The 13848-nt window shown below is 72.4% G+C and carries 17 protein-coding genes; 12 read left to right on the top strand and 5 right to left on the bottom strand.

Annotation, left to right across the window (positions count from 1 at the left end; translation table 11 throughout):
- The first annotated feature begins 50 nt into the window (after window positions 1–50).
- Window positions 51–734: a hypothetical protein gene (locus BM362_RS31795; RefSeq protein ID WP_093575654.1), complete on the top strand. Its 684-nt coding sequence runs from the start codon at window positions 51–53 to the stop codon at window positions 732–734.
- A gap of 249 nt (window positions 735–983) precedes the next feature.
- Here the strand turns inward: BM362_RS31795 and BM362_RS31790 are convergent, their stop codons facing one another.
- On the bottom strand, window positions 984–1751 hold the full coding sequence (locus BM362_RS31790) for a hypothetical protein (RefSeq protein WP_093575653.1): 768 nt from the start codon (window positions 1749–1751) through the stop codon (window positions 984–986).
- A gap of 739 nt (window positions 1752–2490) precedes the next feature.
- On the bottom strand, window positions 2491–3804 hold the full coding sequence (locus tag BM362_RS31785; protein ID WP_093575652.1) for a helix-turn-helix transcriptional regulator: 1314 nt from the start codon (window positions 3802–3804) through the stop codon (window positions 2491–2493).
- A gap of 117 nt (window positions 3805–3921) precedes the next feature.
- Between BM362_RS31785 and BM362_RS31780 the strand changes: the two genes are divergently transcribed.
- The 5 genes from BM362_RS31780 to BM362_RS50375 all read left to right on the top strand — a co-directional run bounded on the left by BM362_RS31780 (window position 3922) and on the right by BM362_RS50375 (window position 7705).
- A complete protein-coding gene (locus BM362_RS31780; protein ID WP_143132539.1) occupies window positions 3922–4578 on the top strand; it encodes a hypothetical protein in 657 nt (218 codons plus the stop codon).
- Between the two features lie 38 nt (window positions 4579–4616).
- Window positions 4617–5168 (top strand): hypothetical protein, encoded by a 552-nt coding sequence (locus BM362_RS31775; RefSeq protein ID WP_093575650.1) that lies wholly within the window; start codon window positions 4617–4619, stop codon window positions 5166–5168.
- A gap of 59 nt (window positions 5169–5227) precedes the next feature.
- Window positions 5228–5599, top strand: coding sequence for a hypothetical protein (locus BM362_RS31770; protein ID WP_093575649.1), 372 nt, complete (start codon window positions 5228–5230; stop codon window positions 5597–5599).
- Between the two features lie 8 nt (window positions 5600–5607).
- Complete coding sequence (locus BM362_RS31765; RefSeq protein WP_093575648.1) at window positions 5608–6078, top strand: NUDIX domain-containing protein; 471 nt, start codon at window positions 5608–5610, stop codon at window positions 6076–6078.
- A gap of 394 nt (window positions 6079–6472) precedes the next feature.
- The gene (locus BM362_RS50375) at window positions 6473–7705 is read left to right on the top strand and encodes a helix-turn-helix domain-containing protein (protein WP_093575647.1); all 1233 of its coding nucleotides are present in this window, start codon (window positions 6473–6475) and stop codon (window positions 7703–7705) included.
- Between the two features lie 66 nt (window positions 7706–7771).
- Here BM362_RS50375 and BM362_RS31755 read toward each other — a convergent pair whose 3' ends face one another.
- Complete coding sequence (locus BM362_RS31755; RefSeq protein WP_143132538.1) at window positions 7772–9214, bottom strand: hypothetical protein; 1443 nt, start codon at window positions 9212–9214, stop codon at window positions 7772–7774.
- Window positions 9215–9505: 291 nt separating this feature from the next.
- On the opposite strand from BM362_RS31755, the gene BM362_RS47030 reads away from it, so the two are divergent.
- The 4 genes from BM362_RS47030 (at window position 9506) to BM362_RS31740 (ending at window position 10992) form a co-directional block, all read left to right on the top strand.
- A complete protein-coding gene (locus tag BM362_RS47030) occupies window positions 9506–9799 on the top strand; it encodes a hypothetical protein (protein ID WP_143132537.1) in 294 nt (97 codons plus the stop codon).
- On the top strand, window positions 9778–10347 hold the full coding sequence (locus tag BM362_RS31750; RefSeq protein WP_167545525.1) for a bifunctional DNA primase/polymerase: 570 nt from the start codon (window positions 9778–9780) through the stop codon (window positions 10345–10347). Before BM362_RS47030 ends, BM362_RS31750 begins: the two co-directional genes overlap by 22 nt.
- Window positions 10340–10579: a hypothetical protein gene (locus BM362_RS31745; RefSeq protein ID WP_093575644.1), complete on the top strand. Its 240-nt coding sequence runs from the start codon at window positions 10340–10342 to the stop codon at window positions 10577–10579. Before BM362_RS31750 ends, BM362_RS31745 begins: the two co-directional genes overlap by 8 nt.
- Window positions 10580–10647: 68 nt before the next feature.
- Window positions 10648–10992, top strand: a complete 345-nt coding sequence (locus BM362_RS31740; RefSeq protein WP_093575643.1) for a hypothetical protein — start codon at window positions 10648–10650, stop codon at window positions 10990–10992.
- A gap of 85 nt (window positions 10993–11077) precedes the next feature.
- Here the strand turns inward: BM362_RS31740 and BM362_RS31735 are convergent, their stop codons facing one another.
- A complete protein-coding gene (locus BM362_RS31735) occupies window positions 11078–11428 on the bottom strand; it encodes a hypothetical protein (protein WP_093575642.1) in 351 nt (116 codons plus the stop codon).
- 15 nt (window positions 11429–11443) lie between these two features.
- Complete coding sequence (locus tag BM362_RS47025) at window positions 11444–11857, bottom strand: hypothetical protein (RefSeq protein WP_143132536.1); 414 nt, start codon at window positions 11855–11857, stop codon at window positions 11444–11446.
- Between BM362_RS47025 and BM362_RS31725 the strand changes: the two genes are divergently transcribed.
- Together BM362_RS31725 and BM362_RS31720 are read left to right on the top strand one after the other, a co-directional pair.
- The gene (locus tag BM362_RS31725; protein ID WP_244287353.1) at window positions 11802–12443 is read left to right on the top strand and encodes an MvdC/MvdD family ATP grasp protein; all 642 of its coding nucleotides are present in this window, start codon (window positions 11802–11804) and stop codon (window positions 12441–12443) included. The genes BM362_RS47025 and BM362_RS31725 overlap by 56 nt on opposite strands.
- A 4-nt stretch (window positions 12444–12447) precedes the next feature.
- On the top strand, window positions 12448–13611 hold the full coding sequence (locus BM362_RS31720; RefSeq protein WP_093575640.1) for a methyltransferase domain-containing protein: 1164 nt from the start codon (window positions 12448–12450) through the stop codon (window positions 13609–13611).
- Window positions 13612–13848 lie beyond the last annotated feature (237 nt).

Below are 13848 nucleotides of genomic sequence, written 5' to 3'. Positions count from 1 at the left end.
CGCGCGTGGAGTGCGGTTGCCCCGCAACGCGATGGCGCCCTAGCCTGAACGTGCTTCGCTGGCAGCTCTGGCTTTTCCGGAACCGCGCCGTCGCGGAGGCCGCGGCGCGCGGGAACTTCGCCGTGCTGCTCCGCGCCCGCCGGCGATGGACGTCGCGGACTCTCGTGGGGATCACCGTCCTGGACCGCGATCCCCGCACACCGCCGCGCTACCGGCTCGACTTCGTGGCGGAACACTCCCAGCTGTGGCTGTGGCACGAGAACCCCGCCGAGCCCGCCGTCGCCCGCCGCAACCGGCAGTGGCCCGACGAGGTGCTCCTGCTCGCCCCGGACGCCGACCGGGTCGCGACCGTGCCCGGCCCGGACTTCGCGGAGCAGGCGGAAGCGGAGGACGCCGCGGCCGAGACCCGCAGAGCGCGGCAACGCGCCGCCAACCCCGTCGGCTTCCAGACTACGATCCTCGACGGCCGCCAGATCACCTGGTACCGCGACGCCGCCGACGACCGCGAGGGCGGCCTCTGCTCGATCCTCGACCCCGAATCCGCCGAACCCGCCCGGCGGATCCTCGACGACGGCTCCGCCGAACGCCTCGACGGCGCGCCGCCGGGACTGACCGTGTACGGGCGGTACCGGCACGACCGGCCCGGCTTCGCCCGCGCGTCCGCGATGACCCCGCAGTACGCCTACCTGCTCGCCGGCATCACAGAAGGCCGCGGCAGCACAACTGGCGGCTGACCGCGCCCGGCGGCGGTCGTGAGCCTGCCGAGCCACGGACGCGAGCGCGCATCTCGCCGGCCCGGCCGGCGTCGGTTGCCCCGGCGTCAGGCGACGCCCTCTCCCCCGGTGCCTCCGGACCGAACCAGTCGGCGGGGTCCGGCTCATCCGGTCGGATTTCCGGTGCGGCGCAACCCTGGTTGCCGTCCTGGTGGTGTGCGGGATGCAGCGAGCTCCGCTAGGCGGGCAACCGCTCGTCTGGTCCGGACGTCACTCTGCCCACGCGATCGACAGGACCGCCGCGCTGGCGTTGTCCGTCTGCTCGTCCGGATCGGCGCCGGGGGTCGCGACAGCCGCGGCCAGCAAAACCTCGGCGAGCACCTGGGCCTTGGCGTCCTGGTGCTCGCCGAGCAGCCGGCCGATCTCGTGGTCGCCGAGGCGCTTGTGGACGCCGTCGCTGCTGAGGAGAACCACGGACGGGCGGTGGTGCGGGGCGCGCAGCGGAGTCCAGCCGATCGTGGACACCGTGACGTAGTTCAGGCCGGACAGCACGAACGAGTCCAGAGGGGGCTCGGCTGCGGCGAACGCCTCGATGGCCGCCCGTCCTGCGGGCGTCGCCGGCGACGTGCGGCGCAGCGCGTGGGAGATCCAGGCGGCGAGGGTCTGGTCGGCAGTCCAGCGCACCAGTCCGTGCTCGGGAGACCAGGTGTGGACGGTGGCGTCGCCGCAGTGCGCGATCTCGATCCGGCCGTCCGGATCGACGCTGACCACCGCTGCCACGGCGTTCGGCGAGCCCGGGTAGCCCGGCATGGTGTCGGCTGCGGCCAGCAGCCCGGCCTGCGCGTCGCGGTGGGACGCGACCGCGGCGGCGGTGTCGGCAGCCCGCCGGGCGGCCCGGCAGACTGCCTCCGACGAGCCGATGCCGTCCACGACCGCCGCTCCGGTGCCGAGCGGGGTGGTTTCCACGGCCACGCTGTCCGCGTTCGCCGTCCGGCCGCCGATGTCGGTGACGCATCCGGTGTCGATCCTGATCGGCACGAGCGCTCCTTCGGTCCAGGGGGCCACGGCGCCCAGTATGGCCTGCCGCCGCGGCGGAAACACTGCGACGGCACTCGTGCGGAGCCCCTGCGGCCCGGGCTCCCCCCGGCGCGACGGCGCCCGGCGGGGCCTCGGCGTTCGGCCGATCTGATCAGCCTCGCGACTGTTCGGAGATTGCCGGGTTTCCTCGGTGCGGCAACGAGGTTGTCCAGTTCGTACTGTCCACAATGAACGGTGTGTCCTCGCGGTCGCGGCGTTCCGGCAATCTGATCGCGCCCGGGGGCCGGCCGTGCCGCAGGTCCTGGCGCACTGCCCGGTTCGGCACCCCCTGGCACGGCGAGGACGTGGACCGGCAGCCGCAGGCGCGAGCCGGGACGGCACTCCTGCCGCACCGGTCGCCCGCGCGGGACGGCCTAGGCGCCAGTGCTTGTTCCAGCTGGGGAACTTCTCGGCGAACAGCTCGAAGGACAGCGTGACCTCGCGGGCGGCGGGCGCGAACATCGCGGTGTAAGCCAGGGTCCGGAGAGCAGATCGTCCAGGGCCTCTCGTCGCTGTCGAGGACGAACAGCACGCCCCATTCCGGGCGGCCGGGACGCAGGGCGTCGACGTGCTCGCGGGCCTGCTCGGGCAGGCTGCGGGTGCGGACCCGGCCGTGCCCGGCGACGGCCAGGGGGAACGTCGGCTCCCGCGGCCAGGTCCGGAATGTCCAGCCGGACATCGGCTTCCTCCCGTGCCGCCCTCAGACGGGCGAGCCGGTGCGCCGGGCGAACTTGCTCAGGCCCGGCAGCCGGGTCGCGGCGGGATGCTGCAGCAGCCCGGCAGTCATCTCGGCGGTCGGTTTCCGGTAGCGGACCTCGTCCGGGGACGCGTGTTCGGCGGCGAGCAGCGCGCGGTAGCAGTGCTCGGGCTTGCCCCACAGATGGAAGACGCGGGCGACGTCGACCCAGTACCGGGCCCGGCGCTCGGTGCTGGGGATGCCGGTCGGGTCGATGCGGCGGGCGTGCTCGATCGCGGTGCCGCAGTCGCCCATGACGCGGGCCATGCTGAGCTGGTACAGCCCGACCCCGGTGGGGCCGAAGCTCGTGTAGCGGTAGTTGCCGTCGGCGCCGAGCCGCGTCGCGGCGTCGACGGCCTCGGCGATGTAGGTGCGGGCGGTGTCGCGGTCGCCGTCCGCGGCGGCGGTGTAGGCGGCGGTCTCCATCAGCGACCCGAACACCGACAGCTGCTCGGGGCCCCGCCACAGGTCGGGTTGCAGGGCGAGCGCGGCGTCGGTCACCAGCTGCTGGGCGGTGTCGCCGTGGCCGGCGCGGCGCAGCACGATGGCCCAGACCCGGCGGGCGGTCGCCTGGGTGAGCAGGTCGCCGCTGGCGTCGGCGGCCTGCCAGGCGCGGTCGGCGGCGGTCCAGGCGAGCCGGTCGCGGCCGGCTTTGACGGCGAGGTCGGCGGTCAGGGTGTAGAGCTCGGCGAGCTGGGCGTGCGCCGCGGCCGCGGTGTCGCCGGGGAGCGGATCGGCGCGGGTGGCGGTCGCGACGGCGATCAGGCCGGGGATCCGCGCGGCGACCTCGGCGTAATGGCCCTGGGCGAACACGGACCGGGCGGCGGCCACGTACTGCCGCAGCCGCGCCGCCTCCGCCGGGGGGCGCGCGGTCAGCGACGGGGCGAGCAGCGCCTTCTCCAGCGCGGAGATCGGATCGGCCGCGGCGGCGGCCGGGCCGGCGGCGCCGAGGACCGCGCTGCCGGCGAGGGCTCCCATCCCCGCGAGCATCGTGCGACGGCGCATCGGGTCCTGCTCCTCCCCCACCGGCATCGGATCGCCGCTCACCCTATGGTCTGACCCGGCCGCGGGCAGGGCGGACACCCCGGCGGAGTCCCCGGGCCCCAGCCCGAACGCCTGCACCGGCAGGAGCAGCACCCGGGCCAGGGCGCGCAGCGTGTCGACGTCCCGCAGCGGGCAGCTGCCCGTTTCCCAGCGGGAGACCTGGCTGCGGGAGTACCCGCACCGCTGCGCGAGCTCGGCCTGTTTCCAGCCGAGGGCGGTCCGCGCGATCCGCACGACCTCGCCGGGCTCGCGGCGCCGGCGCGTCAGGGCCGCGACGACCTCGCGGTGCGCGGTCGACAGTCTCTAACGAAGTCGTTCAACTTCGTTAGAGACTGTGGCAAGGTTGTGCTCATGGACGACCCCACTGTTCGGCCCGACGACCTCGCACGGGGGGCACGCCCGCCCCGACCGAGCCCCGACCGGATCGCCGGGGCGATGTGGAAACGGGACGACTTCGCAGCGTTCTGGCCGTGCTCGCCCGCGTCGGTGCCCTCGATCGCCACCCGCTACGGCGTCAAGCGCATCGGCCGCGACGACGAGACCGGGCAGGCGACCTACCGTGCCGAGGACGTTGTCGCGGCGCGAGGCTCCCTGACGGGACAGGGCTCCCGCACCGACATCCGGGACAACAACCTCGCCCGCGAAACCCGCCCCCACTACCTGCTGGGGCGCGCGGTCGGGGCACTCGACCTGATCTGCCGCCACCACCCGGCCTGCGACCCTGCTCGCTATCGCGGGAAAACCGCCGCCGACAAGATCCAGGAGACCGGCGGACAGCTCACGCTGATCTCCCTGCAGGACATCGCGCACGACCTGGCGACGACGTCCAAGGCCCCGCCGTCGCGCCCAGCATTGGACCGGCTCGCCCGGCAGGTGATCGACGAACTGCTGCCAAAGGTAGAGCACCTGAGCGGCCGCCCCACGCTGGAACAGCAGAGGCTGTTCTTCCTTGGCTTCCACAACCAGGAATCAGCGCTGCTGGCCGCCGAACGCGCCGAACGCGGCTGAACCCCAGCCCAGCGCGCCTGCCGCCGAAGGGAAGAGCCGTGACCGAGACCTCCGACAACCCCGCTTCGCCCGGCGACGACCTGACCGCCCTGACCGACGAGCAGCTGCGGCGAGTCGTCCGCGAGTACGGCTGGAACTCGCCCTGGCATGGCGACGAGGACGAGCGGACGCCCGAAACCGAACTGCTCGACCGCTTCCCCGCCGCCCGCGGCCTGCACTTCGCGATCCGACTGGCGCTGCGGGCCGAGCACGACCCCGAGGGAGACGTCCTGTCCGCCGAGCCCGTCCGGCCGAGCCCCGCGACGCAGGCACTGCAAGCCTGGTACCGGGCATGGCGCGACAACTGGCTCGACGCCGGCGACCTCGATTTCTCCGCTCCCGAGAAGCGGACAGCGCACGCGCTGTCCGCCCAACTCGACACCGCCGCCGAAAACCTGGCGCGGGCACGCCAGCGCGTGCGGCTGGCCCGAGAACACGCCGCCGCGACGCTGCGGGCAGTCGCCGAAACAGACCCCGTGCCCGCCCCCTACGCCGCCGAGCTCTTCCGGGTCAGCGAGGCCACCGTCGGCGAATGGCTCGACCGGCCGTAGCCCAACGCCCCCGCCCCCCGGTGCCGCAGTCGTGAGGCGGCACTGCCGGTTCTCCGGCCTTGCGGCCCCGCCAATGGGCCGCGGTCGTCGCGGCGCTCGAGACCGCCGGGCGGGGCGACGTGCTCGGCTTCGCGGCCGCGCACGGCCGGCTCCCGCACGACCCGGCGCTGCCCGAGCGGCTGCGGGCCGTGCTGGCGACCGCGACGCAGATCAGCCCGGCCGGGCACCTGGCGATGGCGGCCGCGGTGCAGGCCTGCGTCGACGAGGCGGTGTCCAAGACCGTCAACCTGCCCGCCTCGGCGCGGGCGGCCGACGTGTACGACACCTACGCCGCCGCGTTCGAGCTGGGCTGCAAGGGCATTACCGTCTACGTCGACGGATCACGCGACGTCCAGCCCCAAGCCCTCGCCACCGCGACCGCCGCCAGCTGAGGAGACCCATGCCCGCCCCGCAGTACCGGTTCGACACCAAACACCACCGATTTCCCGTGGCCGCGCACGTTTTTCTGGTGAAGGAAAAGGAGTGCCTTCTGATGAGGCGGGCCGGGAGCGGCTACGGGGACGGGCTGCTCGGCCTTCCCGCCGGGCACGTCGACCTCGGCGAAACCCCGACCGAATGCGCGGTCCGCGAAATCGCCGAGGAACTCGGCATCGCCCTCGACCCGGCGCGGCTGCGGCCGGGCGGCACGATGCTCCGCAACTCCCAGGAACCGCGCGTCGACGTCTTCTTCACCGCCCGTTCGTGGGACGGCACCCCGGAGATCCGCGAGCCGCGCAAATGCACCCAGCTCGTCTGGGCCGACCCGCAGCGGCTGCCCGACGACGCGCTCGACTTCATCGGGCAGGCATGGCACGACGCACAGCACGGGATCCCGTTGCGGGAGTTCGGTTTCGCGTCCGTCTCCGCGTAGAGGATCCGCCGGAGCGTGTCGCGACACGCGCGGGCACACGACGGCTGGCCGCCTCCGGGCCCCGGGACCGACCGGTCCCGGGGCCCGGTTCGTTCCCCCGGCGGTGCACGCGTCACTGCCGGACGCTCTGTCATTCCCGGAACTTCGGGGAGCCGGCCGCGGTGATCGACGCGGCCGTCCGCCCGGCGCGGCGACGACCGCGCCCGGCTCCCGACCCGGCATCGCGGCGACGGCCATCACAATGCACAACGACCCGCACGGTCTCGGGCCGAGAGCGCGGTCCCCGCCCGGCCCTGGACATGCACCACGGACCGGCCACCGCCGGACTCATCGAACAGCAGCAGGCCGCCTGATCTTCGACCTACCATGCGAAGAAAGGGAACAGGGGGGAGTCATGGAGCACGCGAGCGAGCCGACCCGGCCGGACCGGAACCCGCCGGAGTCGAGCCCGCCGGGGATCCGGGCCTGGTGGGGCGGCGTCTTCTGCGGCGCCGTGCCCCGCCGCGGTCGTGCCGCCCGCCGCCCCCTGGCCGCCGGAGCCCGGCCGTCGTGGACGATGGTCGTGATCGACCCGGACGCGGCCCGCGCCGATACAGGCGCGCTGCTCCGCCGCTCAGCCCGCGTGCACCGCACCCTCGAACGCAGTCCGGACTGGTCGCGGGTCAGCCTCGCCCTCGTGTGCCTGAACGGGGTGTGCGTGCTCGCCTGGCTTCTGGACGCCGTGCACCGGTTCAGCCCCGACGCGAGAACGCTGATCGCGCTCGCCACCGGGTGGCTTGCCGCGTGCACCGCCGTCAACACGTCCTGGATCGCGGTCCGCCGGCGACGCCGACACCTCGACCGGCGTCTCCGCGTTCACACCGAACTGGACGGCGAGACCTGGGAACTGGTGCGGCTGCTGAGCACCTGCGACCCCGCCGACACCGAAACCGCCGACGCCGCCCACCGCCTGCTGTGGGCGGTCGCCGCCACCGCGCCCGGCGACCGCGATGTCGGTGCCGTCCTCCGGCAGTTGTGCAGCGAGGCGACCGGACTGCTGCAGAACCCCGCTGCCCTGCGCGAGGGCACCGACCGCGTCGCCGCCGCGGACCGCGGCTCTCTCCGGGGGGCGTGCCTCCTGACCGGCCGCCGGCTCACCCCCGACGCGGCGGCCGTCTGCCGAGAAACGGCGAGCCCGTTCCGCCGGTGCGTCCGGGAGGAGGAAACCGAAGACGAATGGGCCGTCGCGACCCGTCCCGACCCGCAGGCGCGTGCGGGCCGGTCGTTCGCGGCGAAACTCGCGCACCTGATCGCCACCGTCCATCCCCCCGACCGCGCCCCCTACTCGCCCCGCGAGATCTCGGCCGGCGTCGCCGCACGCACCGGCGTCACGGTCTCCGCGACGGATCTCCGCCAGCTCGCCGCCGGCGAACGCTGTCCCTCCCCGGAGGTCGCGAACGCCCTGACGACGTTCTTCGGCGTGCCGCCCGACTACGCGACCGACGACGAGGTGACTGCCCGTATCGACGAGCAGCTGGCGAAACTCGTGGCGTGGCGCGATGCCCGACACCCTGCGCTGGACCAATACGAGGATCAGCCGCGCGCGACACGCAGGCGTCGCAAGCCCGCCGGCCCGCCCGAAACCTGACTGAACGAGCCCACCGGTCCGGCGGAGCCGGCGCGGGCAGCGGCCGGGGCGGGCGCCCGGCGACGGTCACGACCACCGTCGGGACGCGGCGGCGGATCCGCTCGGCGATCGCGCCGAGCCCGCGGCCGTCGACCCCGGGCAGCAGCACGGCGAACCCCACGCCGCCCCGGCATCGGAAGGCTTCGCCGGCAGCGATCCGTCATCCGGGGTAGCCAGCAGCGACCGCACATAGTCGGCGCCTTCGGCATCCACGTCCACCAGAAGCGCCAGCGCGCCGCTGAAAGCCTCCCTGCCAGCGCGGATCTTCTCGCTCATCCATTGCGCACGACCAAGCATGATCAGCAATTCAGCGTGCGTACCAGCATCGACCGCGTCGTCCTCGGCGGCGAGCGTGACGGCACGAACAAGGTGCGGCACGGCCGCGGCAGCGCGCCCAGCGGCAAGGAGCACCGAAGCCAAGTCCCGCAGCGCCCGCAACGCACCGCGGTTGTCGTGGACCCGATCGCACGTCGCGATCAGGTCAGAAAGGACGTCCATGGCGCGGTGCAAGCGACCCCCGCGACGGTAGAACCCGCCTAACGTGGTCAAGGTCGAGCACACGACGTCGTAGTTCTTCCGTGCCCGGGCGAGACTGAGCACCCGAACCCATCGGGCCTCAGCCATCAGCCAGTCGCCGGCCTCGTCCGCGCACTCCGCCGCAATCCTCAGCAGGTCGATCAGCGCCGCCGGGTCGCGAATCTCGATCGCCGCGCGCTCGCCTGTCTCAGCGAACTCGTTCACCCACGCCGAATCAGTCGCCAATGCGGCCACTGGCCACCACGCGCGCGCCAGGCGCACCGCGTCCTCCCCCAACCCGTGTTCGAGCTCCCACCGCATCAAACCCACGACAGACCAGCACAGCGACCGCAACCGAGCCACGTCCACAGTGTGATCAGCCGCAGCCGCAGTCTCTTGGGCAACAGCGCGAAGACGACGCCCGATCCGTGAAGCGAGCGCCTTCTCCCGCGCGAGCGGAAGATCGGCCGGAGTCCGCCCGACGCTGGCCACCAGGCTTTCACCGCCTGCCGCAGCCGGTTCCAGCTCAGCGACGAGGCCGTGCTCAATCAGACGCTGAAGGCGTGCCCGCAAAGTCGTACCGTGCTCCCCGCTCGCCGCGGCGAGCACATCGTGAGGCAATTGCTCCACCCCGCACACGACGAAAGCGCTCAGCAAAAGGTCGTCGTCGGGATCTCGGCCCGACGACGACCGGACGCCATCGCTCACCAGCCAGCAACCTTCCCCAGCGAGTCCTCGCCCGCCGACACGCCGTTGCTTGCCTAGCGCGCCCTCCCCTGCAACCGGCTCACGGTCTTCAGAACACCCTCGAACGACTAGCCAACCACTTCCGCGGCAACCGACGCGACCGCTCGGGAGGGCGGCCTTCGCCTCATGACGGAGGCCGCCCTCGCGCACTGGGCACAGCCCCGCCTCCGTCATGCCGGCGCGGGCGGTCCGGCTGATCGAGGCCACCCCTGCGGCAAGTCCGAGGCCCCTTGCGCTCCGGTCCGTCCGCCGGTCCCTCTGACGTTGAATCCGGCGTGCAGCCGCACGGCCGTGTCTCGTGGAAACTGTCGCCGTCAAGCGGTATGGTCGGTGACGGCTGTGCGCCAGCCCCTCCGCGCCACCCCGCCCACGCTGGGGTGGGTGTTCCGCGGACGAAGAAGTCTCAGACTCGGCGCGGTGCATTTTTCCTTTGCCGTGGCTTGAGTTCTGTCTGCGGTGGGGACGGCGTGGGCGTGCCTCACCGGGGAAGCGACAGTCATGCCACGTGACGCCAGGGCCCTCACGCGAGCCGCGCGCAAGCGCTCCGCGGAGAAGAAGATCCCGTACCAAGACGCCCGAGACGACGCGATCCAGATCCACGGGCTGATGGAAAGCGAAGGCCTTTCCTGGAGCGACGCCGAGTACTTCTACGACACGCCCGGGCCTCTGTCGACGGGGGCCGACGAGCCCGACTGGGACGACCCCGATCCTGATCGCCTCATCTGGTGCCGGGAATGCGGCGCGGGGGCGGCCCCGTACGACGAGTGCGAATGCCCGAATCCTCGACGATGAGCATTCCCGATCCGTTCGACGCCGCGGCTCGCGGCCTGGCGGTGTTCGCGATCCCGCCTGGCGGCAACCGTCCGGCCGAGCCCGGTTGGCAGCAGCGCGCCACGTCCGATCCCGCAGTGCTGCGGCGGATCTGGCGGCCGGGCGACAACATCGGCGTCGGCTGCTGGCGCTCCGGCGTCGTCGGCCTGGACCTCGACGACAACGGCGTGGACTCCCTGGCCGCACTGTGCGCGACGCATGGCCAGCCCTGGCCCAAAACCCTCGCCGTCGCCACCCCTTCCGGAGGCCAGCACCGGCACCTCTACTACCGGTGCCCGCCGGGCCGCATCGTGCTGTCCAGTTCAGGCCGGCATTCCCCGCTCGGCCCCGGTATCGACGTGCGCGGCCCCGGCCGAGGAGGCAGGGGCGGGTATCTCGTCGGCCCCGGTTCCCTGCGTGCGGGCGGTCGCTACGAGATCGTCGACCCCCGACCGATCGCCGTACTCCCCCGGTGGCTGGCGGACGTCATCACCGCAAACCGTGCTACCGCGAAGGAGAACCGTGGCTGAGCTGAAGCTGATCGAATGCCGCCTGATAGGCGACGAAGCCGAGATCCGCACGGCTTTGGAGCGCATCGGCTGGGTCGTGAACGTGTCCTGGGACGAGGGCGTGCGGCCCACCCGCTACGGCAACGGCGTCCGCGCCTACGCCGAACTGCAGGTGCCCTCGCTCGAAGACCTCGACCGGACGACGTCCTTCGGAGACGACGGACCCGACCGGCCGCGGCCGCCGCGGACCTGAAATCCCTCCGGCTGTCTGTGCACAGCTGTGCACAGACAACCGGAGAGATTCCGTGTGGGATCGCCGTCATGGGAAAGCTGACGCTCCGCGACACCCCGTACGGCGAAGTCCTGCGGATGACGATCGAGGTGCCGCGCGAGGACGTGTTGCGATCGGTGGTGGCCGGATGCAGCACGCGCCGCATCGTCCCCGGAAAAGAACACCGCCAGCCGCCGCTGCGGTACGCCGACGTCATCGTCATGATCAAAGACCCGATGGCGAAAGCGACCTGGGAGGACCGGCACCCGATCCTCCAGCGGCTCGACAGGGAAGGCCCGGACGGGGACGGCCCCGCCAGCCGGCTGCGCCGGTGGGTCGAGACTGAGATGGTGCGGCTCGGGATCTTCCCGGCTGCCGAGGCTTCTGTCTCCTGACCCGGCGCGACCCGTTCCCGGGGGCGGTCAGGGCGGACAAGCCCCTGCCTTCGCGGCCTCGCGCCGGCTTCGGGAGTCCTTGGGCCTACAGCGGTTGCGCTGGCCCGACTCGGCGTTTGCGGAACCAGACGAACGGCTCCGGCAGCTCGGCGTAGCCCGCGACCTTGGCCAGGCGCTCGTAGTCGCCGCTCTCGATGAAGCCGTGGCAGGTGTCGCAGGTGACGTACCCGCCCCCGCCGTTGAGGAGCGAGACGTCCATCGCGACCGGGATGCCGCCGATCTCGACCGTGGCGGTGTCGCCGAGCGGGTAGTACCAGCGGGCCGGCGCGATCTTGCGGTCGCGTTCGCAGAAGTCGCACACCGTGCTGAGGCCGGCGGGCGACATGACGTGGTCGACGTGCCCGAGCGGGTGGTTCGGCGGGGCCGTGTTGTCCATGCCAGCAGCCCGCTTTCAGGCGTTGTGGCCGATGGCCCGCGATACCGCCCTGATGACCGGGGAACCCGTCTGCGGCCCGAGGCTGAGGATTCCGAGGTCATCGCGGCCGAGCGCGACCGCAACCCGCAGGATCGCCCGTGCGGCGGGGGTGGCGTCGACGTGGTCCAGGAAATCGGCGGCCCGCTGCCAGAGCACGGTCGCGGCTTTGCTCTCGGGCTCGTAGCCGACGGCGTGGCCGAGGAAGTCCTTGCGGCGCAACCATCCCTTGTCGTCGATGAGGAGGTTGATCGCGGCCGACTCGGAGCGGTCGGCACGGAGCGCGTAGCGGCGCAGCGCGGTCTCCAGTTCCTCAGTGGACAGTGCGGCGGCATCGGTGGTTGTGGTCCGCTGGGTCTCGCATCCGTCGGCGCTGGCGGACGCCGCGTACAAGCCGTGGCAGCTCACCCTGCTCAAGCGGGCTGGCCTGGCGGTGCCGCCGACCCTGGTCACCAACGACCCGGACGCCGTGCGTGGCTTCGCTGCCACGTTCGGGGACTTGATCGTGAAGCCGCTGGCCGAGTCGGTCGTGTACGAGTCCGGCGGCGAAGCCCTGGTCTACACCCGCCGAGTCGCCCCGAACGAGCTGGAATCCCTCGACGGTGTCGAGCTGACCGCACACCTGTTCCAGCAATTTGTCTGGCCCAAGCAGTTCGAGGCCCGCGTCACCGCGGTCGGGGACCGGCTGTTCCCGGTCGCGATCCACGCCGGCAGTGAAAAAGCGCAGGTAGACTGGCGCACCGACTACGATTCCCTCCGGTACGAGGTCATCGACATCCCCGACCGGGTCCGGGCCGGGATCGCCCGGTACCTGGAGCTGGCCGGGCTGGCGTTCAGCGCGTTCGACTTCGTCATCAGCCCGGATGATGGGGCGTGGGCCTGCCTTGAGGCGAACGCCATCGGGGCGTGGGGCTGGATCGCAGAAGAATGCGGACTGCCGATCGCCGCGGCGATCGCGGAAGAACTGACCAAGGAGTAGCAGCGTGGACGTCCTGGACACCGCCCCCTGGGAAGTCAGGGCGTCCGCGCTCGCGACCGAACTCGACACCGAGCTGGCCGCCGGCGGTGTGGTCCTGGATCCGGCGTGGCGAGACGCGTTCGCCGCGACGCCGCGCCACCAGTTCGTCCCGCAGATCCTCGACGGTGGCACGGTGCTCGGGCAGGGGGACCCGGGCTGGCTGGACGCGGTCTACGCCAACGAGTCGCTGGCCACCCAGACCCGGATCTCGGACGCCTCCGGGCGTCCTGTTCCCACTTCGTCGTCGAGCAAGCCGACGGTCATGGCGAGGATGCTGGAGCGGCTCGCGGTCCAGCCGGGGCATCGGGCGCTGGAGATCGGCACCGGCACCGGCTACAACGCCGCGCTGCTCGCGCACCGGCTCGGCGAGACGGCCGTCTGCTCGATCGACCTCGACCCCGCGCTGGTCGGCGCCGCCCGTGAGCACCTGGCCGAGATCGGCCTGCACCCGCAGCTGGCGGCCGGGGATGGCGCGGCGGGCTGGCCCGCAGGTGGCCCCTTCGATCGGATCATCGCCACCTGTGCCGTCACCGCCATCCCGCCGGCCTGGATCGACCAGCTCGCCGAGGGCGGGCGGATCGTCGCCCCGCTGGACGCCGGCAGCGCCGGGCCGCTGCTCGTGCTCGACAAGACCGCGCCCGACGAGGTCACCGGCATCATCGACCCCTTCCCGGTGCTGTTCATGCCGATGCGCGCCACCGTCGACAGCCCCTACGGTCCCGGGCAGGAACCGGGGGCCGCGGCCGTCGGGATGCCGCACTACGGCACCACCGCCCTGGACCCCGCAGGGCTGCTGGCCCGGCCCGAGCTGGAACTGTTCCTCTGGCTGCACGCCCCCGGCCTGCAACTCGGCGGCGGCGCCAAGCACGGTGTCGTTGTCGCCGAGCGGGGCGCAGCCCGCGCCGAAGCCGACCTCACGCCGCTAGCCGACGGCACCTGGGCCGTACGGCAGCACGGCCCCTATCGCCTGTGGGACACCATCGAGCACGCCGTCACCGCGTTCAACGCGCTCGACCGGCCGGGCGCATCCCGCCTGGGCGTCTCAGCGCTGAACGTCGTCGGCAAGCAGTACGTCTGGCTCGACGATCCCGACAGTGACCACTGCTGGCCGCTCACCGCCGTTTGTTAAAGCTGCGGCCTGCGGGCCACCACCGCCCAAAGGTGACCTATGCCACACACAGCGCTCTATCGGATGCGAGACACGCGACGGTGCGAGCTTGCCCGTGTCCGATCACAGCGATCAGCGACATCTTGGAACCGGACACGGCGTTTGCCCGCATAAATACCTTGACCGGCCTGCACACGCCGACCTCGCCGGACCCGGACTTCAAGGCCAAGCTCCGCCAGCTCAACCCGCACCAGTACT

The sequence above is a fragment of the Amycolatopsis rubida genome, from assembly GCF_900115345.1.
GTDB classification, from domain to species: Bacteria; Actinomycetota; Actinomycetes; order Mycobacteriales; family Pseudonocardiaceae; genus Amycolatopsis; species Amycolatopsis rubida.
Note: the sequence above shows the minus strand (reverse complement) of the source record. Positions and strands in the feature narration are given on the sequence as shown.

Bases quoted from the DNA above. Each gene is read 5' to 3' on its own strand.
- BM362_RS31780 (WP_143132539.1), top strand. From the start codon at position 3,922: ATGGACGACCCCACTGTTCGGCCCGACGACCTCGCACGGGGGGCACGC.
- BM362_RS31765 (WP_093575648.1), top strand. From the start codon at position 5,608: ATGCCCGCCCCGCAGTACCGGTTCGACACCAAACACCACCGATTTCCC.
- BM362_RS50375 (WP_093575647.1), top strand. From the start codon at position 6,473: ATGGAGCACGCGAGCGAGCCGACCCGGCCGGACCGGAACCCGCCGGAG.
- BM362_RS47030 (WP_143132537.1), top strand. From the start codon at position 9,506: ATGCCACGTGACGCCAGGGCCCTCACGCGAGCCGCGCGCAAGCGCTCC.
- BM362_RS31750 (WP_167545525.1), top strand. From the start codon at position 9,778: ATGCCCGAATCCTCGACGATGAGCATTCCCGATCCGTTCGACGCCGCG.
- BM362_RS31740 (WP_093575643.1), top strand. From the start codon at position 10,648: ATGGGAAAGCTGACGCTCCGCGACACCCCGTACGGCGAAGTCCTGCGG.
- BM362_RS31735 (WP_093575642.1), bottom strand. From the start codon at position 11,428: ATGGACAACACGGCCCCGCCGAACCACCCGCTCGGGCACGTCGACCAC.